26 protein-coding genes are annotated in these 25,037 nt (G+C 63.2%); 12 read left to right on the top strand and 14 right to left on the bottom strand.

What is annotated here, in order from left to right:
* Positions 1-160 precede the first annotated feature (160 nt).
* The gene (locus tag A3M3_RS0106005; protein ID WP_081736879.1) at positions 161-1,402 is read left to right on the top strand and encodes an integrase catalytic domain-containing protein; all 1,242 of its coding nucleotides are present in this window, start codon (positions 161-163) and stop codon (positions 1,400-1,402) included.
* A gap of 81 nt (positions 1,403-1,483) precedes the next feature.
* Here A3M3_RS0106005 and A3M3_RS0106010 read toward each other — a convergent pair whose 3' ends face one another.
* Both A3M3_RS0106010 and A3M3_RS0106015 read right to left on the bottom strand, forming a co-directional pair.
* The gene (locus A3M3_RS0106010) at positions 1,484-2,350 is read right to left on the bottom strand and encodes a DODA-type extradiol aromatic ring-opening family dioxygenase (RefSeq protein WP_028265587.1); all 867 of its coding nucleotides are present in this window, start codon (positions 2,348-2,350) and stop codon (positions 1,484-1,486) included.
* Positions 2,351-2,400: 50 nt separating this feature from the next.
* Positions 2,401-2,766 carry a DoxX family protein gene (locus A3M3_RS0106015; protein ID WP_028265588.1) on the bottom strand — a complete coding sequence of 122 codons (366 nt, stop codon included), beginning with the start codon at positions 2,764-2,766 and terminating at the stop codon, positions 2,401-2,403.
* A gap of 171 nt (positions 2,767-2,937) precedes the next feature.
* Here A3M3_RS0106015 and A3M3_RS0106020 point away from each other — a divergent pair, with 171 nt between their 5' ends.
* The 3 genes from A3M3_RS0106020 (at position 2,938) to A3M3_RS0106030 (ending at position 4,414) form a co-directional block, all read left to right on the top strand.
* A complete protein-coding gene (locus A3M3_RS0106020) occupies positions 2,938-3,465 on the top strand; it encodes a MarR family winged helix-turn-helix transcriptional regulator (RefSeq protein ID WP_051422956.1) in 528 nt (175 codons plus the stop codon).
* Positions 3,466-3,854: 389 nt separating this feature from the next.
* Positions 3,855-4,082, top strand: a complete 228-nt coding sequence (locus A3M3_RS0106025) for a hypothetical protein (protein ID WP_028265590.1) — start codon at positions 3,855-3,857, stop codon at positions 4,080-4,082.
* 71 nt (positions 4,083-4,153) lie between these two features.
* Positions 4,154-4,414: a hypothetical protein gene (locus A3M3_RS0106030; RefSeq protein ID WP_028265591.1), complete on the top strand. Its 261-nt coding sequence runs from the start codon at positions 4,154-4,156 to the stop codon at positions 4,412-4,414.
* A gap of 86 nt (positions 4,415-4,500) precedes the next feature.
* Here A3M3_RS0106030 and A3M3_RS0106035 read toward each other — a convergent pair whose 3' ends face one another.
* The gene (locus A3M3_RS0106035; protein ID WP_028265592.1) at positions 4,501-7,083 is read right to left on the bottom strand and encodes an ATP-dependent DNA ligase; all 2,583 of its coding nucleotides are present in this window, start codon (positions 7,081-7,083) and stop codon (positions 4,501-4,503) included.
* Positions 7,084-7,121: 38 nt separating this feature from the next.
* Here A3M3_RS0106035 and ku point away from each other — a divergent pair, with 38 nt between their 5' ends.
* On the top strand, positions 7,122-8,000 hold the full coding sequence (gene ku / locus A3M3_RS0106040) for a non-homologous end joining protein Ku (RefSeq protein ID WP_028265593.1): 879 nt from the start codon (positions 7,122-7,124) through the stop codon (positions 7,998-8,000).
* A 295-nt stretch (positions 8,001-8,295) separates the two neighbouring features.
* On the opposite strand, the gene A3M3_RS0106045 is transcribed toward ku, so the two are convergent.
* The 4 genes from A3M3_RS0106045 to A3M3_RS28430 form a co-directional block, all read right to left on the bottom strand.
* Complete coding sequence (locus A3M3_RS0106045) at positions 8,296-8,562, bottom strand: DUF7218 family protein (RefSeq protein WP_028265594.1); 267 nt, start codon at positions 8,560-8,562, stop codon at positions 8,296-8,298.
* A 26-nt stretch (positions 8,563-8,588) separates the two neighbouring features.
* On the bottom strand, positions 8,589-9,017 hold the full coding sequence (locus tag A3M3_RS0106050; protein WP_028265595.1) for a hypothetical protein: 429 nt from the start codon (positions 9,015-9,017) through the stop codon (positions 8,589-8,591).
* A gap of 66 nt (positions 9,018-9,083) precedes the next feature.
* Complete coding sequence (locus tag A3M3_RS23945; protein ID WP_035741405.1) at positions 9,084-9,260, bottom strand: CsbD family protein; 177 nt, start codon at positions 9,258-9,260, stop codon at positions 9,084-9,086.
* Between the two features lie 102 nt (positions 9,261-9,362).
* Entirely contained in the window at positions 9,363-9,533 is a 171-nt protein-coding gene (locus tag A3M3_RS28430; protein ID WP_197023135.1) for a hypothetical protein, read from the bottom strand.
* A gap of 339 nt (positions 9,534-9,872) precedes the next feature.
* Here A3M3_RS28430 and A3M3_RS0106065 point away from each other — a divergent pair, with 339 nt between their 5' ends.
* Positions 9,873-10,352 (top strand): Dps family protein, encoded by a 480-nt coding sequence (locus tag A3M3_RS0106065; RefSeq protein ID WP_028265596.1) that lies wholly within the window; start codon positions 9,873-9,875, stop codon positions 10,350-10,352.
* A 46-nt stretch (positions 10,353-10,398) separates the two neighbouring features.
* Positions 10,399-11,349, top strand: a complete 951-nt coding sequence (locus A3M3_RS0106070) for a DNA topoisomerase IB (RefSeq protein WP_028265597.1) — start codon at positions 10,399-10,401, stop codon at positions 11,347-11,349.
* Positions 11,350-11,442: 93 nt separating this feature from the next.
* Here the strand turns inward: A3M3_RS0106070 and A3M3_RS0106075 are convergent, their stop codons facing one another.
* From A3M3_RS0106075 to A3M3_RS0106095, 5 genes are all read right to left on the bottom strand, one after another.
* Positions 11,443-11,721: an HPr family phosphocarrier protein gene (locus A3M3_RS0106075; protein ID WP_028265598.1), complete on the bottom strand. Its 279-nt coding sequence runs from the start codon at positions 11,719-11,721 to the stop codon at positions 11,443-11,445.
* A 64-nt stretch (positions 11,722-11,785) separates the two neighbouring features.
* Complete coding sequence (locus A3M3_RS0106080) at positions 11,786-13,816, bottom strand: PTS fructose transporter subunit IIABC (RefSeq protein WP_028265599.1); 2,031 nt, start codon at positions 13,814-13,816, stop codon at positions 11,786-11,788.
* A gap of 2 nt (positions 13,817-13,818) precedes the next feature.
* Positions 13,819-14,823: a 1-phosphofructokinase family hexose kinase gene (locus A3M3_RS0106085; protein ID WP_028265600.1), complete on the bottom strand. Its 1,005-nt coding sequence runs from the start codon at positions 14,821-14,823 to the stop codon at positions 13,819-13,821.
* Positions 14,820-15,632: a DeoR/GlpR family DNA-binding transcription regulator gene (locus tag A3M3_RS0106090; protein ID WP_028265601.1), complete on the bottom strand. Its 813-nt coding sequence runs from the start codon at positions 15,630-15,632 to the stop codon at positions 14,820-14,822. The genes A3M3_RS0106085 and A3M3_RS0106090 overlap by 4 nt, the downstream gene beginning before the upstream one ends.
* 402 nt (positions 15,633-16,034) lie before the next feature.
* Positions 16,035-16,226, bottom strand: a complete 192-nt coding sequence (locus A3M3_RS0106095) for a hypothetical protein (RefSeq protein WP_028265602.1) — start codon at positions 16,224-16,226, stop codon at positions 16,035-16,037.
* A gap of 694 nt (positions 16,227-16,920) precedes the next feature.
* Here A3M3_RS0106095 and A3M3_RS23950 point away from each other — a divergent pair.
* Positions 16,921-17,658 (top strand): GAF and ANTAR domain-containing protein, encoded by a 738-nt coding sequence (locus A3M3_RS23950; protein ID WP_035741408.1) that lies wholly within the window; start codon positions 16,921-16,923, stop codon positions 17,656-17,658.
* Between the two features lie 340 nt (positions 17,659-17,998).
* On the opposite strand, the gene A3M3_RS0106105 is transcribed toward A3M3_RS23950, so the two are convergent.
* Both A3M3_RS0106105 and A3M3_RS0106110 read right to left on the bottom strand, forming a co-directional pair.
* On the bottom strand, positions 17,999-19,450 hold the full coding sequence (locus tag A3M3_RS0106105) for an MFS transporter (RefSeq protein ID WP_028265603.1): 1,452 nt from the start codon (positions 19,448-19,450) through the stop codon (positions 17,999-18,001).
* A gap of 89 nt (positions 19,451-19,539) precedes the next feature.
* Positions 19,540-20,013, bottom strand: coding sequence for a MarR family winged helix-turn-helix transcriptional regulator (locus A3M3_RS0106110; RefSeq protein WP_028265604.1), 474 nt, complete (start codon positions 20,011-20,013; stop codon positions 19,540-19,542).
* Between the two features lie 47 nt (positions 20,014-20,060).
* On the opposite strand from A3M3_RS0106110, the gene A3M3_RS0106115 reads away from it, so the two are divergent.
* The 4 genes from A3M3_RS0106115 to A3M3_RS0106130 all read left to right on the top strand — a co-directional run bounded on the left by A3M3_RS0106115 (position 20,061) and on the right by A3M3_RS0106130 (position 25,032).
* Complete coding sequence (locus A3M3_RS0106115; RefSeq protein ID WP_028265605.1) at positions 20,061-20,678, top strand: alpha/beta hydrolase; 618 nt, start codon at positions 20,061-20,063, stop codon at positions 20,676-20,678.
* A gap of 136 nt (positions 20,679-20,814) precedes the next feature.
* A complete protein-coding gene (locus tag A3M3_RS0106120; RefSeq protein ID WP_028265606.1) occupies positions 20,815-21,843 on the top strand; it encodes a LacI family DNA-binding transcriptional regulator in 1,029 nt (342 codons plus the stop codon).
* Positions 21,844-21,860: 17 nt separating this feature from the next.
* A complete protein-coding gene (locus A3M3_RS0106125) occupies positions 21,861-22,598 on the top strand; it encodes an HAD family hydrolase (RefSeq protein WP_028265607.1) in 738 nt (245 codons plus the stop codon).
* A 40-nt stretch (positions 22,599-22,638) separates the two neighbouring features.
* Positions 22,639-25,032: a glycoside hydrolase family 65 protein gene (locus A3M3_RS0106130; RefSeq protein ID WP_028265608.1), complete on the top strand. Its 2,394-nt coding sequence runs from the start codon at positions 22,639-22,641 to the stop codon at positions 25,030-25,032.
* Positions 25,033-25,037 lie beyond the last annotated feature (5 nt).

A 25,037-nucleotide genomic window follows, 5' to 3' on the forward strand; every position in this document is an offset into this window, starting at 1 on the left:
GTGGCGCAAGTCGCTGGAAATGCCATCCTAGCCGAGCTCGGACGTGGAGGCCATGCTGCGCGTTGACTCATAAAAAACCTCCGCGTAGCCGCATACGTTGCCTCATGGGAAAAGGTCCGGGAAGGGTGGCCGCGGAGATCCTTGAGGGATGGGATTGACGATGGGTGAACGCAAAGCCGTGACGAAGCACCTGGCCGAGTCCTACCGGGCCGGTGACCGGGCCAGGAAGGGGCGGATCCTGGATGAGCTTGTCGAGCTGACCGGCTGGCACCGGGACCATGCGCGGGCGGTTTTGCGGCATGCGCTCGATCCGCCGCGGCCACGGCCCGTCAGGCCGGGACGCGCCCCGGTGTATGGGGCCGACCTGCAGGACGGTCTCGTGCTGTGCTGGGCGGTGCTACGGGGCCCTGCGGGCAAGCTGCTGGCCCCCATGCTGCCGGATCTCGTGCCGATGCTGCGGGCAGAGAAGGTCCTGGACATTACCGACGGGCAGGCAGCGATGCTCGCCCGCATGAGTGCGGCGACCATTGACCGGCGGCTGGCCGGTCAGCGGGCGAAGCTCCTGCCGCATGGCCGGTCCCATACCAAGCCCGGATCTTTGCTGAAGTCCCAGATCCCGATCCGCACCTGGGCCCAGTGGGACAACGCTGTGCCGGGTTTCGTCGAGATCGATCTGGTCGGCCACGAGGGCGGCGCCGCGTCCGGGCAGTACTGCTTCACCCTCACGGTCACCGATATCGCTACCGGGTGGACGGTGAACCGGTCCGTGCCGAACAAGGCACAGAAGCACGTCTTCGCGGCCCTGCGGCACGTCCTGGCGGTCTTCCCTTTTCCCGTCATCGGCATCGATTCGGACAACGGCAGTGAGTTCATCAACAACGAACTCTTCGAGTTCTGCCTCGAGCACCGCATCACCTTCACCCGGTCCCGCCCGAGCAACAAGAACGACGGCGCCCACGTCGAACAGAAGAACTGGTCCAGGGTCCGTGAGCTTGTCGGCTACCTGCGCTATGACACCGCCGCGGAACTGGAGCTCCTCAACGAGATCTGGGAGCTGGACCGGATTTTCACCAACTACCTGCTGCCCCAGCAAAAGCTCATCGCCAAGGTCCGCCACGGAGCCAAGGTCAGCAAAACCCACGACCGGGCGACGACCCCGCACAGGCGCGCCGTAGCAGACCCCGCCGTGGCACGGATGCCCGTGATCCGCATGAACGCCCAATACAAGAAGATCAGGCCGGCCGCGCTCTCACGGCAGATACTGGCCCTCACCGGCCGGCTTGAAGCCATCGCCACCGCCAAACAACCGGCACCGATCAAACCCGCTGTGAACGAACGATGGAACCACACCAGCCGGAGGTTTTCACATGAGGCAACGAATCAACCTTCCCGGAGGTATTGACGTGAGGCAACAGGTGCTGTTGTTGGACCCTGGGGGCCGGTTAACGTGGCGGTCCGCCGATTTCGAGATTGACCAAGGCCTTTAGGCGAATTGGAGGGATCGAATGGAGTTGCCGAAGAACATTCTGTCGATGACGGATGTGGCTGATTGCGGGTTGTCGGCAGCACCGAGTGTGAGCATTAGTGGTACGAAGTGGTCGGCCGTGGGGTGGGCGATGTCGGCGGCGGGCGCTTTGCGGCGGTAGTCGCTAAGGGCGTCGACGTCGCCGCGGGTGATGGTAGCGATGGCCCATTCGTCGAAGGCGGCCGTGTAGGGAGCCAGGCTGGGGTCGCGCATGATGGCGAAGCTGTGGGTCATGAATCCCGAGCCGATGACCAGGATGCCTTCATTCCGGAGGGAGCGCAGGCGCTGACCGAGTTTGAGGAGTGCTTCGGGGTCGAGGCCGGGCATCGACAGCTGCACCACAGGGACGTCTGCTGCCGGGTACATCGCCATCAGCGGGATGAACGCGCCATGGTCCAGCCCGCGGTCCACATAATGGTGGATCGGGGTGCCGGCGCCCAGCGTGCCTGCGAGCCGATGCGCGAGGTCGGTCGCGTCGGGGGTGTCGTATTTGAGGGTGTAATACCGTGAGTGGAAGCCGCCGAAGTCGTAGTACAAGGGGGTGCCGGCGGCACTTCCGGATATGGCGATGGGGGCGTTCTCCCAGTGTGCTGAAACGACCACGATGGCGCGTGGCTTGGGCATGGATCGGCCCCACTCGTAGAGATCGTCCAGCCACTGCGGGTCATCGAGGGTGGGCGGGGCGCCGTGGCTGACGAAAAGCGAGGGCATCGGCCCGTCGGACGGTTCCCACAGTTTCTGGTCGCGGGCTTGGGGAAGGACGCGGGCGAGCAGCTCGTCATAGGCGCCGGCGGGAACGGTCGGGTTAAAGGGACTCGGAGTCACGGGAAGGGTTTCCTTTCGAGCCGTGGACACAAGGGGTGGAGCAAAGGGACCTAGGCGCCGAACCGCCCGACGGCGACAAAGAGGGCCAGAACGCCAAGGACGACGTTGACGATGACGGCCTGCTTCTCGCCACGCTTGAGGTGGGTGATGATGGCGCCGACCATCACGATGGCCAGGCCGATGGCAGCAACCGGGACGAGGAAGGTGGCGATACCGGTGACGGCTGGAAGGATCAGGCCGAGGGCTGCGAGGACTTCGATTGAGCCGATGGCCTTCACTGCTCCGGAGCTGAAATCTTCGGTCCAGGCCAGACCGGACGTGGCGAGCTTTTCCTGCGGCTGGGCGATCTTCATCAGGCCCGCAGCCAGAAAGGCCAAAGCGAGGACGGAGGCGATGATCCAAAGGGTGATGTTCATTGTGGATTCCTCTTTGATGCGGGGGTGGGCGATGTTCGCGGCCGGAGAGTGCGCGACTCCCGAAGTCACTTCAAGCTTGAACTAAATACTAATCGTGAATTACTTCAATACGCAAGTGTTTTTTTGAAGAAGACACTTCACATCCAAAGTGATCCCTGTACTATTGCAGGCATGGAAAGGTCACGCATCGCCGAGGTTTCCGGTGACTCGGCCACTGCCCAGGCCGTGAGCGAGCCCCGATGGCTGAGCGAAGACGAGCAGGCTGTTTGGATTGCGCTGGCCAGTATGGCCCTTCGGTTGCCGGGGGCTTTGGACGCACAGCTTCAGAGGGATGCCGGGCTCAGCCACTTCGAGTACGCCGTGATGTCCGCGCTGTCGGAATCCCCGGAACGCACGCTGAGGATGAGCGAACTGGCTGTGATGGCCGAAGCCATGCTCCCGCGGCTGTCCCAAGTGGTGGCGAAGCTGGAAAAGCGTGGTTGGGTCCGCAGGGCCCAGGATCCGAGCGATGGCAGATACACCCTTGCCACCCTCACCGACGATGGTTGGAACAAGGTTGTCGCTAGCGCGCCCGGCCACGTCGAAACCGTCCGCAGCCTCGTCTTCGACCCGCTGACCAAGGCCCAGCTGAAACAACTCCGCGAGATCAGCCGGCGCATCATGACCGCGATTGACCCGGACGACCGCTGCCTGCGCTGACACACACGCCGGTCTTGAGTCGGTCTTGAATCGGCTGTCCCCGGCGCCATCCCACACAGCGTTGTCGGTGACGTGTTGGAGCCGTCCCTGACGGCGTCGGCATGAGAAAACGCGCGGGGTTCACAAACATGGTCCGGAGTGTCTAGGGTGGGTGCATGGGAACACTGATTTTTGAATAGACCAGCGGGTCCTGGTTCGTCGCACATGCCGGGAACGGCACTGCAGACTCTTCCCGATGCCGCTGAGTTTGATACGACAAAAATCCATGCCTGTTGAGGCTTCGCCTCCGCGCCGTTCCTGTTGCTGCTGCTATTTGGACCCAGGGTCTCGCAGCCGACGTCGCAGTCCAGAAACCTCCTCCGGCAAAAAGAGCTTAAGGAGCGTACTGCATGACAGCGAACACACCCGAAACCAACGCCGGGCCGGAACCTGGCACGCAGGAAACCGAAGCCCCGGCTGCAGGTGTCAAATCGAAGCTGACTGACGCCCAGAAGGAGATGCTGGCTAGCAAATCCCGTGGTGGGGCAGGGAACAGTTGGCAGAGCACCGGTAAAGGACACAAGCCCACGCAAGCGAGTGGCAAGCTGGCCAAGTCCGAGAAGAAAGTCCGCTGGTAGATCCTGGAGCCAAGCGGATCGCTCCCACCTAGTATGAAAATCCCTTCGTTTCACTGCAGAAAGGAAGAACAATGACTGCGAAGCATGTTGGGCAACAAATCAACTCCGAGGTTGCCAGCCATCTGGTCGAATCCATGGAGACGGCGCCCTCGCCGGCTCCGGCTACAGTGTCCATGTCCCTGGGCTCGACCCAGGGACCGGTCTGGCCAGACGCTAGCGCCAAGGCCAAGCACCCCCGGGATCGCGGCGCCAACCACGGCCGCATGGGCCAGCAGGCGGCGGTCATCGCGGTCCACCGCACAAGCCGTCCTCAGCTGCCGCACTCTTCTTAGGAATATTCGCCCTCGACACGGAAAATGCCCTGCGACACCGAATTCCGGTGTCGCAGGGCATTTTCCGTGTCGCTCAACCGTTCGGGCTAGCCGCGCTGAACGTCGTTGGGGGACTTGTCCGGACGCCACCCGCGCCAGACCGGATGCCGCATTCTGGCGCTGCCTGTCCAGTCGCCGAAGGTCACTTCTCCCACGAGCTCGGGGGAAACCCAATGTGCGGTGGCCGCGTCCTCTGCCGGGATGTCGTGGAAGGGGGAGTCCGGGCGATCGAGCCCCTGCAGGCGCTCCAGGATCTCGCGCAACTGCCAGTCCTTGAACCCGGTGCCTACCCGCCCCGCATAGCGCAACTTGTTGCCGTCGGGAATCCCCACAAGCAGCGCCCCGATGGTACCGAGCCTTGCCCCGGCGCCCGGGCGCCAGCCACCCACCACCACTTCCTGCATGCGCTCCAGCTTTAGCTTGATCCAGGACCTGCTGCGCCGCCCCGGCTGGTACCGGCTATCCGCACGCTTTGCCATGACGCCCTCCAAGCCAAGCTCGGCGGCGCTGGCCAGGATGTCGTCGAGGTCATGCTCCAGGACCTCGGATATATGGATGGGGGAACCCTCAGCAGGCAGCCTGGCTTGGAACGCCGCCAGCCTGTCACGGCGCTCGCCGAGCGGCAGGGAGGTGAGGTCGGCACTGTCCCCTTTTGCGGCACTGCCGCGAGATCCGGCGTCGTACAGGAGATCGAAAAGCATCAACTGCACGGGAACGCCAGCCCGGGCGCGCTCAACGTCGCCAGGCTTGAAGAGGTTCATCCGCTTCTGGAGCAACCCGAAGCTGGGCCGGCCGTTCTTGCCGAGGGCCACGATTTCACCGTCTGCCACGAAGTCGTGGTCCGGCCAGAAACGCGCATCCGACAGTTCGGGATACGTGGGTGTCATGTCGATTCCGGAGCGGCTCGTTAGCCTGATTTTGCCGCCCGAACCTGAAACGATGGTCCGGAATCCATCCCACTTGAGCTCAAACAGCCAATCGCCTTCGGACACGTCGGCTGCGGTCCCGGACGTCGCGAGCATCGGCGCGTAGCTGGGGGTCCCGTTCGACTGTGGCGCGCTCTCAGGCAACAGGACTGTTCGATGGCCCGGATTGTCCTTCATCAGGTGGATCAGCCACTGCGATGGCGACTCTCCCGTGTGGATGAGTGCGAAGCGACGGGTGCCGCGCAAACCGCCGCCGGGCTTGCCGGTGAGGGTCGCGATGACTTCCTTGCCGTCGCGCCATTTTTCGCACTCGAACTCGCCGCTGTCCCAAATGCTGACCGTTCCGGCGCCGTATTCGCCCTTGGGAATGATGCCCGCGAACTGCGCATACTCCATCGGGTGGTCTTCGGTCCGTACGGCCAGGTGGTTTTTGGCCGGAGTGTCCGGAACGCCCCGCGGCAAGGCCCAGGACGCCAGGACGCCATTGTGCTCCAAGCGGAAATCCAGGTGGAAACGGCGGGCGTGATGCTCCTGGATCACGAAGATCCCGCCCGGAGGGTGGGGCTCTGCGTCAGCCTGGAGCGGACGCGATTTACGGTGTTCGACGGCGGGAAACGGCTCGGGCGTCCTCCGGGGGTCCCGCTTGTCCACATAGCTGGCCAGCCGCGGGTTCACGACGGCGGTGGCCCCGACGGCGGTGGCCACGACGGCGGTGCTGGCGCGGGCCGCGCCGGGTGAGCCGCCGTCGTCGTTCTTGTTTCCGGACCCGGCAGAGCGCCTGGAACCGTTGCCCGCGGGCGCATGCCCCGACCGCGCGGCAGCCACCACGGCGAAGGGGTCTTTCCCCTCTTTGACGCGCTTCATGACGGCAGTGAAGTCCAGATGCTCAAGCTTGGGGGAAGCGAGTTCCCGCCAGGTTCTCGGTGCGGCGACCATCGGGTGGGCGCGTCCTCGAAGGGAATAGGGGACGATGGTGGTCTTGTTCCCGCTGTTCTGGCTCCAGTCCACCAAGACCTTGCCGTTGCGCAGGGTCTTCTTCATGTCGCTGACCACAAGGTCCGGGTGGTCAGCCTCGAGCGAGCGCGCCAGTTCATGGGCGAACGCGGAAACCTGTTCCCATTTCCGGGTACCGTCGAGCCCGGCGTAAAGGTGGATCCCCTTGCTGCCGCTCGTCACGGGAACGGGATCCAGCCCAATGTCCTGCAAGATGCTGCGCGCCAGCTTGGCGACCTCCACGCACTCAGGAAGGCCCGTTCCCGGACCCGGATCAAGGTCCAGGACGAGGCGGTCCGGTGGCAGCATGGTTCCGTCGGCGTCCACTTGCCATTGCGGCACGTGAATTTCCAAGGCGGCGATCTGGGCTAGCCACGTCAGGGTGGCCAAGTCGTTGACCAGGGGGTAAACGTTGCTGTGGTCCCTGTGCTGAATGGTCACCCGGGGAACCCACGACGGTGTGGAGTCGTCCAGGTTCTTTTGGAAGAACATCTTCCCGGGGTTCTCCGTGGTCCCCACCCCGTGCACCCAGCGTTTGCGGGTGGCCGGTCGGTTGGCTGCGGCGGGGATGAGGGACGGGGCCACTGCGGCATAGTATTCGAGCACTTCTGCCTTGGTGGTGCCAGTCTCCGGGTACATGATTTTGCCTAGATTGGTGAGCGTCAGTTCATGACCTTCAACATTGACGCGTTCCTTTTGACTGGTTGCCACCTCTTCACCTCCGCCTTCTTGTGATGTTCACTTAGTGCATGAGGGCCATATGGAAGGGTTCTATCGCGTTTGGGCTGGTCAACGTACCCGTCAAGCTCTACAGTGCCACCGAGGACCACGACGTCAGTCTCCACCAAGTCCACAACAAGGACGGAGGCCGCATCCGCTACCAACGGAAGTGCGAAATCTGTGCCTCTGTTGTGGATTATGAGGATATCGACAAGGCCTACGAAGAGGAAGGCCGCACCGTGGTGCTGTCCGCGGCGGACTTGAAGTCGCTGCCCGCGGAGAACAGCCGCGAAATCGAAGTGGTGGAGTTCGTCCCCGCCGAGCAGTTGGACCCCATCATGTACGAGCGTCCCTACTACCTGGAACCGGACTCCAAGTCTCCCAAGGCCTACATGCTGCTTCTGCGCACCCTGCAGGACACCGAGCGCGTCGCCATTGTGCAGTACGCCCTCCGGCAGAAGACCAGATTGGGCGCGCTGCGGGTGCGTGGTGACGTGCTGATGCTGCAATCCCTGCTCTGGGACGACGAGGTCCGCGAGGCCAACTTCCCCTCGCTGGACACCGACGTCAAAATCTCGGACAAGGAGCTGGAGATGTCCTCGGCCCTCGTGGACTCCATGGCGCGCGACTTCGAGCCCGAGCAATACACCGATAACTACCAGGTGCAGTTGCGCCAACTCATCGCGGCCAAACTCGAAAAGGGCGATTCCCTGGACACTGAGGAGACGTTCGGCGTTTCTGCGAGCGAAGGCGGAGGTGGAGAAGTCATCGACCTCATGGAAGCGCTCAAACGCAGCCTCGACAAGAAGCGCGGCAAGGCGTCTATCGAGTCGCTCACTGAGGAGTCCGACGACGCCGCTACCGCCAAGGCGGCCAGCAAGCCCAGGGCGAGGGTCAAGAAAGCCTGACGCGCCGCCGTCGTCCGCCCCGCGAAGACCGGACATGCCCAGCGTGCGGAGGCAGGAGTGGACATGAAGGGAATATGTCCGTTCCTTGGCACGAACACTGAACATGTCCCCCGGTCTCCCCAGCGCGACACCACTGGACATGTCCCCCGGTCTCCCCAGCGCGACACCACTGGACATGTCCCCCGGTCTCCCCAGCGCGACACCACTGGACATGCCCAGCGTGCGGAGGCAGGAGTGGACATGAAGGGAATATGTCCGTTCCTTGGTTTGAGCGGAGGGCATGTCCAGTGGTGGTTCAGTGGTTCCGCAACGCCGAGATCAGCTCGGCCTTCTTCTTGCTTGAGTATCCTGTGAGGCCTAGCTCCTTGGCGCGGGACTTCAGTTGGGCCACGGTCCAGTGCTCGTAGTCTCCCGAGGTGCCCCCGCGGCGGCCGATTTCCCTGCGGCCCTCCTTGGCAGCGGCATTGGAGATCCGGGCGGCCTTTTCCTTCGAGGCGCCGTCCTCCCGGAGGCTTTCGTAAAGTTCCGGATCTTTTAGGCTGGGGTTCTTCTTGTTTGGCATGACTTCCTCCTGCGGTCCAGTCCCGGCTATGACGGAAGTTCCATCCGGAACCCGCAGCGGCACCGCAGCACCTTCGTCGCCAGGTACACGTCGAGGAGATCCACTGCGGGGTCTTCCGTGGACATTGGTGCATAGACGCTGTGGAATCCGGTTCCTGTGATCTTCATGGGTTCCCCGCAATGGATGTATTCACCCCCGAATTGAAGCACCCCTGACACCGTGCCGCGTTGGTTCAGGATCTCCGCCACGTCCTTGAAAGTCGCGGCATGGGCATAAAACGTATCGCATTCAACGCACGTGTAGGCGATATCCACGAGCTCTGCGGACGGCGGTTCCAGGGGCTCAATTGAATCTAGAATCACGTGCTCGTTGGTACCGCATTTGCCGCACCAGATTCGTTCCGCTCCTGGGCGCGGTGCGCCGCTGGGAACAATCGGGTCAGAGATAGTCGGCATTGACATTACTCCTTGAACCGAGAAGTGCGGCCCCCGCGCAGGGCGGGAGCCGCACTTCGAGCGGATTTAGTCCTTCTTGAAAGCGTCCTTTACCTTTTCCCCGGCCGCTTTCAGGTCGGCCTTGGTCTGATCCATCTTGCCTTCGGCTTCCAGCTTCCGGTCATCCGTCAGCTTTCCAGCCGTTTCCTTGGATTTGCCCGCAAGCTTTTCTCCGGCGTTCTGGATCTTGTCATCTGCACCCATGGACGTACTCCTTTTGCTGGTAATGGATTACTTCATTACGCCAAGCGGCGTGGGGCTTGGCCGATGTGCGGCCAGCCGTCCTCGTCGACTACGTGCCGTTGCTTAGACGCCGTGTGTCCGCCGGCCGGACATAAAGCTGAGAAGCCAGCCGATGGCCGCGACGATCAGGAGGACCAAGCCGACCCAGAGGAGCCAGCTGACGGCCTGCGAGAAGCCGCCAACGAGCAGAAGGACGATTGCCACAACGCCTGCAATGATCAGAAGAGTGTTCACAGTCACACATTCCTTACTTCAGTGGGACCGCTGGCAAGCGCCCGGATCCCATGCGATGTATTCGGTTGTCAGTTCGCTTGCGAACCGTTGTTCCTCACCAGGCCCCCGGACCGCATACGAGGTCCTGCTGTAGCGGATGCCGCCTCGTCTTCCGGAATTTTCATCCGGTACGGGCTGCCCCGGCTTCCTCCATCGTACTACTAAGGTCACTTATCAAATCAAGTGCTAAGCACACTTAGCAAATTTTTTAGGTATCGTCGTAGGGTAGATGGAAGGTCTCGCGCTCGTTCCTGAAATGCATCAGACCCTATTGTCAGCAGTCGTCTTGGAGGGGAAACCGTGAAAGCATCGCAAACTCTTGCAGATAATCTTCAGCTTGTCCTGACGGATCTCATAGAACTCCAGCTCCAGGGAAAACAGGCCCATTGGAACATCGTGGGCGCCAATTTCCGGGACCTGCACCTCCAGCTCGACGAACTCGTGGCAGCAGCTCGGGAGTTCGCCGACGAAACAGCCGAAAGGATGCGGGCGCTTCATGCCCTGCCCGACGGCCGGAGCAGCACGATCGCTGGCTCCACCAGGCTGGAACAGTTCCCGGCGGGACTAACCAAGACCAAGGACGCCGTGAAGCTGATCACTGACCGACTGGAGAGGACGGTCAAGACTATGCGCGATGTCCACGATGAGGTGGATGAGGAAGATCCCACGACGGCGGATCTGCTGCATGCGTTCATCACCCGTTTGGAACAACTCGCCTGGATGATCAGTGCCGAGATCATGCCCTCCAGCGAACCCGTGGCCGATCCACAGGAAGCCTAAGGGCCTGGAAACCCAGCGGCCCGCTATCTAGACAAAGTGTCAGGGCATGCCACGGCTCCGCCGCAGCAAACCCGGGATGCCCGGCATTTCCCGGACAAGGTCGGGCCGCGGATTCACCTACCACCGCCCGGACGGATACCTTATCACCGGTGCGGAGCGCAAGCGCCTTGACGCGTTAGCGATCCCTCCGGCGTGGACGGATGTCTGGATATGTCCGTTCGCGAACGGGCATATCCAGGCAATGGGAGTGGACGACGCTGGCCGGAGCCAATATATCTACCACCCGGAGTGGCGGGCCCGTCAGGACACTGAAAAGTTCGCCCGGGCTGCGCGGCTCGGCACTGTCCTGCCCAAGGCGCGCCGCTTGGCATCACGACACTTGAGAGAGTCACCCTCGGAAAAGACCAGGGCCCTGGCCGCGGCAGTGCGGCTCATGGATCTCGGGGCGTTGCGCGTTGGATCAGATGGCTACACGCGCCGCAACGGCTCGTACGGCCTCACCACGTTGAGGTGTAAGCACGTGCAGGTCAGCGGAGACGTGGTGTCCTTGGATTTCCCGGGAAAGAGCGGCCAAACATGGGAATCAAGCATCGAGGACGCTGCGCTGGCCCGATTCCTCGAACCCGTGGCCAGCAGGGCTGCAAAGGAGCCGCTGCTGGTCTTTCATGAACGTGGCAACCGGGTCTCCTTGAACGCCACGATGGTCAACGAATATCTTCGTCACATCACGGGCGGCAACTACACGGCCAAGGACTTCCGGACGTGGAAAGGCACAGTGGCTGCCGGCATGGCGTTGGCAGGCGAATCCGAAGTGCCTGCCCGCCGTCGAATCCTTGAAGCCATCAAGCAAACTGCCGAACTGCTTGGCAACACCCCAACGGTGGCGAGGGCCGCCTATATTGATCCGCGCCTCGTCGACGGGTTCCTGGCCGGCGATCTCGCTCAGCTCAGGTCGACGGAGCGGGATATCGCGGCCTACTGGGCGTCTTTGCCCTGAAAAGCAAGGAGCATGCTCCCCGTAGGCTGCGAGGGATGGACATAGTAGGAATATGTCCATCCCTCGCAGCCAGGAGGGGGCATGCTCGGTGGGTTATTCGGCGTCGTGGTCTGTCTCGAGGATCTTCACGAGACGGTCCAGTGCTTCGTCGGCGCCGGCGCCCTCGGCACGGAGCACAACGACGTCGCCGAATGAAGCTCCCAGGCTCATGAGGGAGAGAATGCTGGCGGCGTCCATGGCGTCGTCGATGGGCTCGCCTTCGCGGGCGATGGTGACCTCAAGGTCAAGCTCGCCGGCGGCCTCGGCGAAGATGGCTGCAGGGCGGGCGTGCAGGCCGACGCGGCTGGCGATGGTGGCGGTACGTTCGGACATTTTTGCTCCTTCGATTGTGGGCTTGGGAAAAGTCTAGAGGCGCGCCGTCCCGTTGGCGGTGGCGTCAGGCCGCGACGACGGCCGGAACGCGTTCTGCCTCGACGGGCTTCCGGACTGCCCAGCGCTTGAGGGCGAGCAGGACCAGTGCGGTAATCACGGCGCCGACCGCGATCGAGATGATGAACATCGCCAGGTTTCCGATGGCGAAGAAGACGAAGATGCCGCCGTGCGGGGCCTGAGAGGTCACGCCTGCAGCCATGCACAGTGCGCCGGTCACGGCACCACCGACCATGCTCGCGGGGATGACCCGGAACGGGTCGGCGGCCGCGAACGGAATGGCACCTTCGGAGATGAATGAGGCGCCCAGCAACCATGCAGCCTTGCCGTTTTCGCGCTCAGCCAAGCTGAAGACCTTCTTGTTCAGGGTAGTGGCGAGAGCCATTGCCAGCGGCGGGACCATGCCTGCTGCCATGACGGCAGCCATGATCTGAAGCGGTGCCGGGTTGGCCAAGCTGCCGGCGCCCAGGCCGGCAACGGCGAAGGAGTACGCAACTTTGTTGACCGGGCCGCCCAGGTCGAAGCACATCATGAGCCCCAGGATGATGCCGAGAACGACGGCGGACGCGCCCGTCATGCCGGTGAGCCAAGTGTTGAGCTGGGTGGTCACCCATGCGATGGGGCCGCCGAGAACCATGAACATGAGGCCCGAAGCAACGATCGAAGCCAAAAGCGGGATGATTACCACCGGCATGAGTCCACGCAACCAGCGCGGAACGCTGAACGTACCGATCCAGTGTGCCGTGAGACCGGCCAGCAGGCCGCCCACCAGGCCGCCCAGGAAGCCTGCGCCCATGAATCCGGCAACAGCACCGGCCACGAAGCCGGGGGCAATGCCGGGCCGGTCCGCGATGCCGAAGGCAATGTAACCGGCCAGGGCAGGGACCAGGAAGCCAAGCGAGAGGCCGCCGATCTTGAAGGCAACGGTACCCAAGTACAGGGCGAGGTTGCCGTCGGGAAGGTTGAGTAGCGTGTTGTGGGCCAAGATGTCATTGGCCTTTGTCCCTAGAGCAATGTCATAACCGGCCAGCAGGAAGCCCAAGGCGATGAGGAGGCCCCCGCCGGCGACGAACGGGATCATGTAGCTGACGCCGGTCAGGAGGACCTTCTTGACCTTCGTGCCAAGGTGCTCGCTGGCAGCCTCTGACGCCTGTTCGGCGCTCTCTTCGGCGCCGAAGTGCGGAACCCGGTGGGCGTGCGGGTCGGAGGCGGCAGCGATCGCTTCCTGGACCATCTTGGCCGGCTCGTCGATGCCGCGCTTCACGGGTGCGTTGATGACGGGCTTGCCGGCGAAGCGCTCCTTGCCACGGACGTCGACGTCTACCGCGAAGATCACGGCATCAGCAGCCGCGATGACTGCAGGGTCCAGTGCGGTGAAGCCTCCCGAGCCCTGGGTTTCCACCTGCAGGTCGACCCCGGCTTCCTTGCCCGCAGCCACGAGTGAATCGGCCGCCATGTACGTGTGGGCAATGCCGGTGGGGCAGGCCGTGACGGCGACAATACGCTTCGGCGTGGCAGCAGCGCCCGCCACCGAAACCGGCGCGGCCTCGGCGGCGGGCGCTGCTGCCGAGGCGTGCGCAGCCGGCTTGTCGGCCAGTGCGCCGTCGACCAAGTCGACGATGTCCTGCTCGGTAGCGGCAGCGCGCAGCCCTGCAGTGAAGTCCTTCTTGATGAGGGAACGGGCCAGCTTGGAGAGCAGTTTCAGGTGCTCCTGGTCCGCTCCTTCCGGGGCTGCAATGAAGAAGATGATGTCTGCGGGCCCGTCCTTGGCGCCGAAGTCCACTTTGTGCGAAAGCCGGGCCATTGCCAGGGTCGGCTCGATCACGGCAGCGGAGCGGCAGTGCGGGATGGCAATCCCGCCGGGCACGCCGGTGGCAGTCTTCTGCTCGCGGGCGAAGGCGTCCGCGAAGAGCCCTTCAACCTCGGAGGCGCGACCGGCTGCGGCAACTTTGCCTGCCAGGAAGCGGATGACATCGGCGGGAGAATCGCCGAGGTTCTGGTCAAGGGTGACCAGTTGGGGGGTGATGAGCTGGGTCACTGTTAGTCCTTCTGAAGGGCCGTGATGGTCACGGCGTCGGGAGTTGTTTGGGATACCGCCGGGACAGTGGAGCCCGGCAGCGAAGCAGCGGCGGCACCATGTGCCACAGCCTGACGAAGGCAGTCCTGCGCGGATCCGCCGTTGGTGGCGGCCAGCAGATAGCCAGCAAGGGACGAATCGCCGGCACCAACGGTGCTGACGGCTTGGATCGGCGGATGCGTGGCGAACCACGCGCCGTCGGCGGTTACCAGGACGGCGCCTTTGGAACCGAGTGTTGCAAGTACTGCACCCACACCGCTGCCGACGACGGCGGCGGCTGCCTGGGCGGCAAGGACCGGGTCCGCTTCCAGTTCGTCAGCCGTGTGGACGTCTGTGAAGCCGGCTGCGGCGGCCAGTTCGGCCAGTTCTTCCGCGTTCGGCTTCAGGAGATCGGGCTTGCCGCTGATGCCGTTGGAATCGCCACGGATGGCGGCAGCCAGTGGGGCGCCGGAGGAGTCGATCGCGATAAGTGGCGGTCTGCCGTTTGCTGGATTGTTGTTCTTGGAACGGAGCCGGCGGGCGATCGTGGCGTAGAAATCTGCCGGGACTCCGGGTGGGAGAGAACCGGCAAGAACCACCCAGCTCGCGCCACGGGAGCGGTCCAGCAACAGCCCGATCAGGGCTTCCTGCTCGTCCAGGCTCAACTCCGGACCGGGTTCGTTGATCTTGGTGGTGACGCCATCAGGTTCGGTGAGCGTCACATTGCTGCGCAACGGCTCACTGATGGGAAGCGCTGCGTAGGGGACGCCGTCGTCGAGCAGTCCTGAGAGGACGGGATCGGAATCCCCGCCCGGCAGGACGGCGACGGTGTCCAAGCCCGAGGCGACCAGTGCCCGGGAGACATTGACGCCCTTGCCGCCGGAGTGTTGGTGGACAGCGACGGCGCGTTGCACCTCGCCGCGGGCCAAGGGGGCCGGGAGTTCCACGGTGCGGTCCAGGCTCGGGTTGGCGGTCAGGGTGACGATCATGCGACCACCACATCCACGCCGGCCTCGGCCAAAGCGGCGGAGAGCTCCTCAGAGGGTTCGTGGTCAGTAATCACGGTGTCCACATCTTTCAGGGCAGCGAACTGGACGAGGGTTTCCGCGTCCAGTTTGGAAGAGTCCACGAGGACGACGACGCGCCGTGCGGACGTGACGAAGGCGGCCTTGACGGCGGCTTCTTCGGGGTCAGGAGTGCTGAGCCCGAACGTGGCGTGGATACCGTTGGCGCCGACGAAGGCAACGTCCGGGCGGAGCCGGGACGCGGCGTCGACCGTGGATTGCCCGACGGCGGCTTGGGTTAGCCCGCGGACGCGTCCGCCCAGGATCTGGAGGGCGATGTTCGGGTTGCCGGAGAGCCGCCCGGCGATGGGTATGGCGTGGGTAATGACCACTAGTTCTTCACGCGGGCCATTCCCGTTGGAGGACGCCGCGTTTTGGGCCGTGCGCTGGTCCAGTAGGCGGGCGAGTGCCTCGGTGGTGGAGCCGGCGTCGATTAGGATGCTGCCGGCTGCGTTCGCGGGGATGAGGGCAAGGGCTGCCTCGGCGATGCGGAGCTTTTCCGGTTGGCGCTGGATAGCACGTTCGACCACGCTTTCCTCGCGGGTGCTGAGGCGGTCGGAGGGGACGGCCCCGCCGTGCACGCGGCGTAGGCTGCCGGCGGATTCGAGGGCAGCGAGGTCACGGCGGACAGTCTCCGTGGTGATGCTGAACCGGTCCGCGAGGTCTGTGACATTGACCCTTCCGAGCTCGGCGACGAGCTCGGAGATCAGTTGTTGGCGCTCCTCAGCAAACACATACCCTCCATTGCGTACAAGCTATAGGTGCATCAGTGACTGTGGTCACATGATGTGGAATTGCTTGACTCTATCTTTGTTCATGTTGGTCTGTCAACAGAAAACAACATAAACAAAGATTTGGGTGTGATGGGTTTGAGGGGTGTTTGGAGCCTGCGTTTGCGGCGGGGCGGGGTCGAGGTTAGGCGGATTCTGCTGGATCATTCGACAGTGGCTTTGCGCCGGCCCCGGAATGACTGGGCAGACGGGCCTGGGGGGCGGAATGATCCAGCAGAATCTATCGTGTATGACCAGCGCGACGTTGCGCCGGCGATGATGGACCGGTCCGACGGAGGGCGGGTTAGCCCCGATGGGGGTAGTCGAAGAAGGGGCTGGATGTCCTTCGCCGGACCGGAAGGTGCCCTACGGCCATTCGATTTCCCGCGGAGGAGGGTACTCGATGGGGAGGTTGTCCGGGTCGGGAGGATCGGGCAATCGGGACGGCCGCGTCGAATCCGCTTCCTTCCGATGCATGTTGTTGCGTTCGCTTAGCTCATCGGGCTCGTGCCGACGGCCTTCTTCGGGGTGGTGTTTGTGTGCACTTTCGAGCTTCATGTTGCTTCCTTTGGGTAGTCCTGCAAGGCGTGGCTAGGCAGGTAATTCCAACTCGAACCCACAACTGCATCTCAAGGTCCTGGTGTGTAGGAAGGCTTCCTGGGGAGAGTTGCGCGATCGCGGCCGGCCGGACTGCGGTATTTCGACGCTTCGCAGTGCGGTTTCCACCTCCCTGAGGGGTTCGCTGCAGTGGAAATAGTGGGTTCCGAATTCCCAGAGGCCATCCTGAATCCCCCGACGATTCAGGATGGCCCCCGCCTGCTGGACGGTAGCTGGGTGGCTGTAGGAACGCCCGCAGGAGGTACATGTGTAGAACACGGCGAGTTGCTGCGAAGGACGCGGAGCCGTGGCCTGGATGGATTCGATGACCAGATGCTCATCTGTGCCGCAACTGCTACACCACAGAGGAATGGCACGGGGTTCATGCGATTCGGAGACGGCCGACATCGACTAGATCCGAACTGCTATCGGGCAATTGCTCACGGGGCAGCACCTTCACCTTGAGTGATGGCGCCCGGCTGCTTGAGCGAAAAGGCCGAAGATCCGGCCGTGGTCCGGCCTGCGCGGACCGTAGAAGAATTGTCCACCGCACCTTCCCCGTGCGCAACCCCGCGACGAGGGTGTGTCCACGTGGCGGACGCGGTATTGGGAAGCCTTTTCCTCCATTACGGCCCCGGTGCTCGTAGACTGAGCCATGGACGAAATGAGCCAAAACGCCTCGGTAGTGGAGCAACTCCAAGATTTGGTTATCGACAGCGAGGACGTAAGCGGCTTCCTCGAAGACCTTGCGGTGTTCACGGCGTCGTCGCTGTCAGCTTCGCGCGGGCAGGACGTCCTGTGCGGGGTCACGTTGAGCAGGCGTCGCAGATCAATGACGGTTGCCGGAAGCAGCCACGAAGCCCGCCTCATCGACGAGGTGCAGCAAGCGTACGGAGACGGACCGTGCTTGGAGGCCATGAGGAGCGGGAAGCCGGTCCTGGTTTCTGACACGTCGGCGGACTCGCGGTGGCTTGAATACTGCTCCACTATCGCCGAACGCGGGCACCTGGCCGTGCTCTGCGTGCCCCTGAGCCTGGAGGAGGGTGCGACGGGGGCGATCAACCTGTTTGCCCCGCAGCGGGATGCTTTCGATGAGGCCTCCATCCGTAGCTGCGAGCAATTCGCGAGTCAAGCGGAAAAAGCCTTGAGGCTGGCGGTGCGGATCGGTACCACGCGACAACGCGCAGAAGACCTCGAGCAGGCTATGCGTTCCCGGACTGCCATTGATCTGGCGACCGGCGTCATCATGGGGCAGAACAGGTGCAGCCAGGAGGAAGCAATCAGGATTCTGACCAAGGCCTCCAACGGCAGGAACCAGAAGCTCCGGGATGTCGCGGAATCCCTGCTCCGATCCTTGACCAACGAGGAGCCGGTCTCGCACTTCCAGGCTTAAGCGACTGCGCTAGCTGCGCTAGCTGCGCTCCGCGATTCTTTTGACGCTTTCCACCAAGCCGTCCCACATGCCTTTCGAGTGTGCCGCCTCTTCGGAGCTGGCGTTGCCAGGTACCGCGCCAAGCGATGGACCCGCCAACCGTCCAGTCGGTGACAACCTCGGTTCCGAACATGAACTCTTGATGGCCTGGGGATCGGTGAGTACTGACCACACCCGATCGGCGCTTGCCTGCCATGCTCTTCCCCTTTGTCTGCTGCCCTGCGCCCTGAACCGGCAACAGAGTCTACGCCTGGGGTGAGGGCGCGGGCTGGCGCGAGGGTTCAGGAGCGCTGAGGCGGCTTCATCCCAGGTGAACGATGGGCGTGTCGCCGTCGGACCCCGTGAATTTCTTGCGGTCGATGGTGATGAGAAGAAGGGCGATCGGGGTGATCAGGATCGCGATGCCCGCGGCCCAGAGGAAGACGGCCGCGTAGCCTGTGGAGAGGGCGGCCAGCGAGCCTCCGCCGCCCGTGGCGACGGCGATGGTGCTGAATAAGGCGATTCCTAGGGAACCGCCGATTTGCTGCGAGGCATTGACCAGGGCGCTCGCGACGCCGGAATCGTCCTTGTTCACACCGAACAGGGCAAGGTTTTGCATCGGCACGAAGACCATGCCCAGCCCGGCACCCAGGAGAAGCAGGGCAGGCAGTACGTTGACGAGGTAGCTGCCGGCGGCGCTGACCTGCGTGAGCCACAGCATTGCAGCCGCAATGAAGACCGGCCCCGCCGCCGTCGGGATTTTCGCGCCGAGTTTCGGCAGGTTCTTCGCGACGAGACCTGCGGTGATGATCAAGACCACCGTCATGGGCAGGGAAGCAAGGCCGGCGAGGAAGGGTGCGAAGCCAAGGACAATCTGGATGTAGAAGTTGATGAAGAGGATGCCGCCTATGAGCACCGCGCCGGACAGGAAGGAGGCCAGGAAGGCGGCTCCGCGGTTCTGTTCGGTGGCGACGCGCAACGGCAGCAGAGGGTGCTTGACCTTCCGCTCGACGACGACGAAGAGCACCATCAGCGCGACGCCCGCTGCGATGAAGCCCCAGGCCTCGGGGGCTCCCCAGCCGTCCTCTGCGTTGGTGAATCCATAGACAAGGGAACCAAGTCCAAGGGCAGCGAGAACGACGCCGGGCCAGTCATATTTGGTGGAGCCGTGGGCTTTGCTCTCCCGCACGAGGGACCACACGCCAATGAGGGCGATAATCGCGATGGGCACGTTGACAAAGAAGCACCAGCGCCAGGTCACGTGTTCCGTCAGGAAACCACCCAGAAGAACGCCGACAGCGGCCCCGACGCCGGTGATGGAGCCGAAGATCGCGAACGCGGTGCCGCGGTCTTTTCCGCTAGGAAAGGCCACCGTCAGTAAGGCCAGTGCTGCCGGAGCCAGGAGCGCCGCGAACAGGCCCTGTAGGGCTCGGGCGCCGATCAGCTCCCACGGTTGCTGAGCGATGCCGCCGAGTAGGGATGCGAGGGAAAAGCCCACTGCGGCCAGGCTGAATGTCCGCTTGCGGCCCCAGAAATCGGCGATGCGACCACCGAGCAGCAGGAAGGCGCCGAAGGCCAGCGCGTAAGCCGTGATCACCCAGGAACGTGTCGCGTCGCTGATACCCATCTCTATCTGGAGGCGCGGCAGTGCCAGATTCACGATTGTGCCGTCCAAAACCACCATGAACTGTGCGAGGGCCAAGAACACCAACGCCCACCAGCCGTGCTGCCCTCTTCTTTGTTCCGTCCTTGCAATTGCCAACTGTGTTGCCATGGCCGCACCCGCTCCTCAAAGTAATAATACTTACGAAAGTATAAGTGCATGATCTGGTTGCTCAAGAGCGCCATTGGGCGTGATATTGCTTACTCGGGCTCCGCGAGGATGGAGGCGAGGCGTTGCAGGGCTGGGAGGCTTGCGGCAATTTGCTTGCGTTCCTCGGGCAGTAGCCGGGAACTTGCCGAGGCGAGGACCTCCGCCCAGGAACCCTCAAGAAGTGCCTTGATCCGCTGGGATTCCGCTGTGGGATGGAGGGCCACGTAGCGCTTGTCTGCGGCGTCACGGGCCCGGGTAACGAGGCCCGCGGCCACGAGCTCACGGAGCTGGACGCTGACGTTGCTGAACTGCCGCCCGAGGCGCGAGGCGATTTCCGCGACAGTGATTCCCGGGTGGCTTTCGATGATCCTCAGGATTTCCAGGACGCCGTTCGGGAGCGGCCTGACGCCCGTCTCGTTGTGGGATTTCCGGCGGACGTCGGAGGAAATGTCGATCATCGAGACTGCCAAGGCCCGGTGGTCCACCGATTTGGCCGCCCCTTCGTCCGCACCAACACTTTGCATTTCATAAGCATAGGCGTGTCCTCGGATGCGGCGCATAGGCTCTTCCCATGGAAACTGTGGTCTGGTCCAAACCGGAAAATGAGCGCGCCGGGACACCGCTCCTGGTAATGATGCACGGATATGGCACGGACGAGCAACGAATGGTGGATCTCTTTCCCCGGCTTCCACAGGAATTCACGTGTGCCGCCCTCCGGGGGCCGATGACGATCGGTGACCACTACGGTTGGTTCCTGCTGGACTACTTCCTCGCTAACGATTTTGCTGACGTCATCACGGCCACCAACAAGGTCTTTGCCTGGATTGACTCGGTCAAACGCAACCACAGCAGTGTGAGCCTCCTGGGCTACTCCCAGGGCATGGCCATGGCCAGCACCCTCTTGCGGCTCCGACCCGAAGCCTTCAAAGCGACCGCGGGCCTTTCCGGGTTCGTCCTGGAAAACGAGCTGTTGACGCTTAGCGAATCCTTCGATTCGCCACCGCCGTTCTTCTGGGGCAGGGACAAAGCCGATCCCGTGATCTTCAGGGATGCCATTGATCACACCGGCGAATGGCTCAACGCGAATACGGCCCTCACTGCGCGAACGTATCCTGGCATGGGCCACCGGATCGAGGCCCGGGAACTGGCCGATGTCAGCGCTTTTTTGCGGTTTTACGTCCTCCGCTAGGGTGCGGCGCATGTCACATTCGACGGTACTGGAATACAACTCTTGATTGCCGAAATTGTAAGCGCTTACACTCTTCTTCGGCGGTGCAAGGAAGTGTCGTCAAATCCAGAAGATGAAAGGGTTGAGGCTGTGTTGAATGGTTAAGGCTCACCGCGCGACAATCCAGGACGTTGCAGTCCTCTCGGGCTTGTCGATATGCACAGTTTCCCGCGCACTGCGGAACCTGCCGAACGTGTCCGAGAAAGCGCAAGTGAAAGTGGCCGACGCCGCCGCAAAGCTTGGTTACAAAGCATCGTCAGCCGCAGCCCGCTTGGCCGGCGGAAGTACCGGTTCCATCGCGATCATCGCCCCCACCGCCACGGCGTGGTTCTTTGCCCAGGCTGTTGAAGCAGCCGAGGAGGTCTTCGGAGACAGCGGTTTCGACACTGTTTTGATCAGCCTGCGCGGCAAGGCGAGCGTCAAACGGAAGATCTTCGGCGACCTCCTCGGCTTATCCCAACGCGTGGATGGCGTACTGCTTCTCAACGTCGATTTGAGCGAATCCGAGGTCTCCCTTCTGGCTGCGTCCGGTCTTGCAGTTGCGAGCGTGGGGATGACTTCCGTACCGTGGGATAACGTAGGGATTGACGACGAACTCGCGGCGTGGCAGGCCACCTCCCACCTCTTGGGGCTGGGCCATTGGGATTTGGCCGTGCTTTCCGGCCGCGAAACCCAGGAGAATTCCGTGCTGACCTCCAGCGACCGCCTCAAAGGATTCGGCCGGGCATTGAAAGACCATCACTTGACCGTGCATCCGGACCTTGTCATCAGCTCGGATTCCACCATCGACGGCGGCAGTAAAGCCATGAACGAACTCATTGCCCACAGGAGCCTCCCGACAGCTGTCTTCGCCGACTGTGACGAGGCGGCCTTCGGAGCCTTGATGGCCATGCGCGAGCATGGTTTGGCGGCCCCAAAAAATGTCTCCGTGATTGGAATCGATGACCACCCCATGAGTTGGTTCCTTGGCCTGAGCACGGTGGCACAGCCAGTGGCGGACCAGGGTGCCTTCGCCGCCAACCTTCTGGTTGACCGGCTCCAGAACGCTGATGCCCCCAACGAACCCTCCAACCACTTCCTCGACACCAAGCTCATTGAACGCAAAACGACGCGCCGCCAGCGCTGAACGGACCGCTGCACACCATGACTGACACCCGAACAATCCAGAAAACTGCCTGGACGGGCGCTACCGCGCTCCTTTTCGACCTCGACGGCGTGCTGACGCCCACCGCCGTCGTGCACGAACAAGCCTGGCAGGAGCTGTTCGACGGCTACCTGGCTGAATCCGGCCATCCGGACGGCTACCGGGAAAGCGACTACTTCGACCATATCGACGGCAAGCCGCGCTTCGACGGTGTGCGGGATTTCCTCACTTCCCGTGGAATCACGCTGCCGGAAGGACCCACCGACGACGATCCAGCCAACGCGAGCGTGCAGGGCCTGGGCAACCGAAAGAACCTGATCTTCAACGAGATCGTGGATTCGCGCGGCGTCGAGCCCTACGCCGGTTCCCTCCGCTTCATCCACGCTGCCTTGGAGCTGGGGCTGAAGCTCGCCGTCGTATCCTCTTCCCGCAACGCACCCGCAGTCCTGAAAGCGGCCGGACTGGATGGCTACTTCCCGGTAGTAGTGGATGGCCAGGTGGCCGCCGCCGTCGGGCTTCCCGGTAAGCCGGATCCCGCCACGTTCCGCTATGCCGCCGAGTTGCTCGACGTTCCCGCCGCGGGATGCGTCGTCGTCGAGGACGCAGTGTCCGGCGTGCAGGCCGGCAGTGCCGGGAACTTCCGCGCGGTCATCGGGGTGGACCGCGGGGCTGGCCACCAGACCCTGCTCGATGCGGGCGCAACCTTCGTGGTCGACGACCTCGACGATCTTCTCTAACTACGCCGTTTCACCAGAAACAGAAGGAACCCGACATTCCATGGCACTTATCAGCTCCGACCGGCTGCGCTTCCCGTGTGAACCGTGGAAGCTCGTGGAGAGCATCCACGTTCCCGGTGACGCCGGTACGCTCGAAACCCTCTTCAGCCTTGGCAACGGCCATTTGGGCATCCGCGGCGCCCACTGGGCGGGGGCGGACGCCGAACTTCCCGGTACGTTCATCAACGGTTTCCACGAAACGTGGGACATCAAGCACGCCGAGAACGCTTATGGCTTTGCACGCACCGGACAGAGAATCGTCTACATCCCCGATGCCAACAACTTCAATGTAGTCATCGACGGCGAGCCGTTGAGCCTCGCCGAGTCTGCGGTGCAGAACTATCGCCGCAGCATTGACTTCGCCACGGGCGTGTACGAATGCGCGATCACCTGGGAATGCCGCTCGGGTGCCACCGTCACGACGGTGGAGCGCCGCGCCGTCGGGATCGAATCCAGGGGTTCCCTTGGCATCGAACTGAGCCTCACAGCCGATCGGCTGGTGTCTGTGGACATCACGTCCCTGGTGATCAACAGGCAGGACCAGCCTGTGGAGGACCACTCGGCCCACGATCCTCGCCGTTCGGGCCGCCACGCCGGCAGGGTGCTGCTCCCGCTCCACCTCCAGGGTTCCGACGGATCCCTGCGCATGGCCTGGGAAACCGCGGAATCCCGGCAGCGCATCGGCATGGCCGTGGACCACTGGATTTCCGCTGCAGGCCAACCCTTCGAGACCGTAGTGGGGGAGGACGAGTCCACGGTCCGCTACGTCATGGCGGTCAATGAGGGCGAGACGTTCCGCCTGGAAAAGAACGTCAGCTACGTCGTCAACAGCGCCGACGTGAACGCGACGGACCCCGGCGAAATTCTGGCATCACACGCTGAACTTGGACTCGTGCCGTTCGACGCACTCCTGGCCGAAGGCGCAGCCCACTACCGCGATTACTGGTCATCCGCGGATATCACTATTGGCGGCCAGCCCGAACAGCAACAGGCCGTGCGTTGGAGCCTGTTCCAGCTAGCCCAGGCCACCTCGCGTGCCGGCGTCGCGGGCATCCCGGCCAAGGGGGTCAGCGGCTCCGGCTACGAGGGCCACTACTTCTGGGACCAGGAGGTGTACCTGCTGCCGTACCTGACGTACACCAACCCGGCCGCCGCCCGCCAGGTGCTGGAATCCCGCCACGCCATGCTTCCCGATGCCCGGATCCGGGCCAAGGAGCTGAGCGTGGACGGTGCGCTGTTCCCGTGGCGCACCATCAACGGGCTTGAGGCCAGTGCGTACTACGCCGCCGGCACCGCGCAGTTCCACATAGCTGCCGCCATCTCCTTCGCCGCCAACCGCTACCAGTGGGCCAGCGGCGATGGCAGCTTCCGTTCCGAGGTGGGCGCGGACCTGCTGATTGAGACGGCGCGCATGTGGGCCTCGCTGGGCTTCTTCGGCAAAGACGGGATGTTCCACATCCACGGCGTCACCGGCCCGGACGAATACACGGCCGTGGTCAACGACAACCTCTACACCAACGTCATGGCGCGCTTTAATCTGCGCGCCGCCGCGGCCCTGGAACATCCGGACGTCCCGGAAACCGAGCGGATGGTGTGGCAACAGGCCGCCGCGCGCATGTCCCTTCCCTACGATCCGGACATGGAGATCTACAGCCAGGACAACGACTTCATGACCTTGGAGCCGTGGGACTGGTCCACGCCGCGGTCCAAGTACCCGCTCCTGCTTCATTTCCACCCGCTGGTGATCTACCGGCACCAAGTCCTCAAGCAGGCGGACACGGTGCTGGCGATGTTCCTTCAGTGGCAGGACTTCACGGCCGAGGAAAAGCAGCGCGCCTTCGACTTCTACGATCCCATCACCACCGGCGACTCCACCTTGTCCGCATGCGTGCAGGGCATCATGGCGGCCGAGGTGGGCTACTCCGACGTCGCGCTCAAGCACTTCACCGAAGCCCTGTTCATCGACCTGGACAACACGCACAACAACACCGTTGACGGTGTGCACATCGCGTCCACGGGCGGCATCTGGAGTTCCCTGGTGTGCGGTTTCGCGGGCATGCGGGACCAAGGCCAGGTCCTCCACTTCGACCCGCGGCTGCCGGCAGAGTGGGACAGCCTGTCCTTCCGGCTCACGATCCGCGGGCGGCTGTTGTCCGTCGAACTACGGCCAGGGTCCATCAGCCTTGCGTTGGTTGCGGATTCAGCGCCCGACGCCGATGCGCAGCCTTTGGAGGGCACGGCGCCTTTGGAGCTCAGCGTGCGCGGGGAACGGATCCTCGTCGGCGTCGAGACGCTTACCGTGCAGCTCGACGAGGTGCCGGTCCCCGAATCGTCGGTCTTCCCGAGCCTCTTCCCGACGGCGGGACTCCCAGTCATCGGCAACGTGCGCATCTGATCCCC

It is taken from the genome of Arthrobacter sp. MA-N2, from assembly GCF_000517125.1.
GTDB classification, from domain to species: domain Bacteria; phylum Actinomycetota; class Actinomycetes; order Actinomycetales; family Micrococcaceae; genus Arthrobacter; species Arthrobacter methylotrophus.

Excerpts from the sequence above, each read along its gene's own strand:
- A3M3_RS0106070 (WP_028265597.1), top strand. The coding sequence starts at position 10,399 with ATGCCACGGCTCCGCCGCAGCAAACCCGGGATGCCCGGCATTTCCCGG.
- ku (WP_028265593.1), top strand. The coding sequence starts at position 7,122 with ATGAGGGCCATATGGAAGGGTTCTATCGCGTTTGGGCTGGTCAACGTA.
- A3M3_RS0106110 (WP_028265604.1), bottom strand. The coding sequence starts at position 20,013 with ATGCAAAGTGTTGGTGCGGACGAAGGGGCGGCCAAATCGGTGGACCAC.
- A3M3_RS0106115 (WP_028265605.1), top strand. The coding sequence starts at position 20,061 with ATGGAAACTGTGGTCTGGTCCAAACCGGAAAATGAGCGCGCCGGGACA.
- A3M3_RS23945 (WP_035741405.1), bottom strand. The coding sequence starts at position 9,260 with ATGGGTGCAGATGACAAGATCCAGAACGCCGGAGAAAAGCTTGCGGGC.
- A3M3_RS0106005 (WP_081736879.1), top strand. The coding sequence starts at position 161 with ATGGGTGAACGCAAAGCCGTGACGAAGCACCTGGCCGAGTCCTACCGG.
- A3M3_RS0106095 (WP_028265602.1), bottom strand. The coding sequence starts at position 16,226 with ATGAAGCTCGAAAGTGCACACAAACACCACCCCGAAGAAGGCCGTCGG.
- A3M3_RS0106020 (WP_051422956.1), top strand. The coding sequence starts at position 2,938 with ATGGAAAGGTCACGCATCGCCGAGGTTTCCGGTGACTCGGCCACTGCC.
- A3M3_RS0106050 (WP_028265595.1), bottom strand. The coding sequence starts at position 9,017 with ATGCCGACTATCTCTGACCCGATTGTTCCCAGCGGCGCACCGCGCCCA.
- A3M3_RS0106130 (WP_028265608.1), top strand. The coding sequence starts at position 22,639 with ATGGCACTTATCAGCTCCGACCGGCTGCGCTTCCCGTGTGAACCGTGG.
- A3M3_RS0106125 (WP_028265607.1), top strand. The coding sequence starts at position 21,861 with ATGACTGACACCCGAACAATCCAGAAAACTGCCTGGACGGGCGCTACC.
- A3M3_RS0106075 (WP_028265598.1), bottom strand. The coding sequence starts at position 11,721 with ATGTCCGAACGTACCGCCACCATCGCCAGCCGCGTCGGCCTGCACGCC.
- A3M3_RS0106030 (WP_028265591.1), top strand. The coding sequence starts at position 4,154 with ATGACTGCGAAGCATGTTGGGCAACAAATCAACTCCGAGGTTGCCAGC.
- A3M3_RS23950 (WP_035741408.1), top strand. The coding sequence starts at position 16,921 with ATGGACGAAATGAGCCAAAACGCCTCGGTAGTGGAGCAACTCCAAGAT.
- A3M3_RS0106085 (WP_028265600.1), bottom strand. The coding sequence starts at position 14,823 with ATGATCGTCACCCTGACCGCCAACCCGAGCCTGGACCGCACCGTGGAA.
- A3M3_RS0106105 (WP_028265603.1), bottom strand. The coding sequence starts at position 19,450 with ATGGCAACACAGTTGGCAATTGCAAGGACGGAACAAAGAAGAGGGCAG.
- A3M3_RS0106025 (WP_028265590.1), top strand. The coding sequence starts at position 3,855 with ATGACAGCGAACACACCCGAAACCAACGCCGGGCCGGAACCTGGCACG.
- A3M3_RS0106015 (WP_028265588.1), bottom strand. The coding sequence starts at position 2,766 with ATGAACATCACCCTTTGGATCATCGCCTCCGTCCTCGCTTTGGCCTTT.
- A3M3_RS0106045 (WP_028265594.1), bottom strand. The coding sequence starts at position 8,562 with ATGCCAAACAAGAAGAACCCCAGCCTAAAAGATCCGGAACTTTACGAA.
- A3M3_RS0106120 (WP_028265606.1), top strand. The coding sequence starts at position 20,815 with ATGGTTAAGGCTCACCGCGCGACAATCCAGGACGTTGCAGTCCTCTCG.